The organism is Ruminococcus sp. OM06-36AC (genome assembly GCF_003438725.1).
Lineage (GTDB): Bacteria > Bacillota > Clostridia > Oscillospirales > Ruminococcaceae > Ruminococcus_C > Ruminococcus_C callidus.
Map to the genome: position 1 here is coordinate 1 of NZ_QSTT01000070.1, position 1,037 is coordinate 1,037.

Below are 1,037 nucleotides of genomic sequence, written 5' to 3' on the forward strand. Positions count from 1 at the left end.
TTCCAAAGCAGAAGTGGAGACGTTTACACAGATTTATCCACAAAAAGAAGAAGTGGTCAAAAAAGCAGTGGAAAAGGCAATTACGTTGGAAGAAGTCCGCAGTGTTCTGGCAAATCTGTCCCGCAGCGGACAAAAGGGAACGGTGCTGAAACTGCTGCAAAAGTATGGCGGCAGCCGATTGTCTGAAGTTCCACCAGAACGATACGCTGCACTATTTGCAGATGCACAGGAGGCAGCCCATGCCGAATAAACACGCTATGCTCTCGGCTTCCTCCAGTGCCCGATGGCTGGCGTGTCCGCCCTCTGCACAGCTTTGTGCTGTCCTGCCGGATACCGTGACGGACTACGCCCTGGAAGGCACGTGTGCTCATAAGTTGGCAGAATATAAGGTGCAAAAACTGCTCGGAAATCCGGCTCCCAACCCAGCGGAGAACTTAGACTTCTACGACACGGAAATGGAAGACTGCACGGACAGCTATGCCCAGTACATCGCCGAACTGCTGGCAAATCTGCAAGAACCCATGGTCTTAGTGGAACAGCGTCTGGATTTCAGCCGATATGTTCCCAGCGGTTTTGGTACGGGAGATTGCGTGATTGTTGCAGAGAATGTTTTAACGGTTATCGATTTCAAGTATGGCAAAGGCGTGGCGGTGTCTGCTGACCACAACTCGCAGATGATGCTGTACGCTCTCGGGGCGTTGGAACTGTTCGATGCCCTCTATGACATTGCAGAAATCCGGATGGTGATTTTTCAGCCAAGAATCCAAAACCTCAGCGGATGCACTCTGCCGCTGTCGGAGCTGCTGCACTGGGCGGAAACCGAACTGAAACCAAAAGCCGAACTTGCTGCCAAAGGCGAGGGAGATTTCTGTGCTGGTGAACACTGTCGGTTTTGTAAAGTGAAGGCAACTTGCCGGAAACGGGCGGAGTACAATCTGCAATTGGCGAAGTATGATTTTGCGATGCCGGACAAGCTGACCGATACCGAAATTGAAGCAATTTTGGAAACTGCTGACCAGCTGGTTGCATGGGCTTCT

General features: G+C 51.5%; 1 protein-coding gene and 1 pseudogene. Both read left to right on the forward strand.

Going from position 1 to position 1,037, the window contains the following annotated elements:
- Window positions 1–250: pseudogene (locus DXB92_RS13910) on the forward strand (rRNA biogenesis protein rrp5); the annotation flags it as partial.
- On the forward strand, window positions 240–1,037 hold a 798-nt coding region (locus DXB92_RS13190; protein WP_147330086.1), incomplete at its 3' end, for a DUF2800 domain-containing protein. The pseudogene DXB92_RS13910 and the gene DXB92_RS13190, both read left to right, overlap by 11 nt.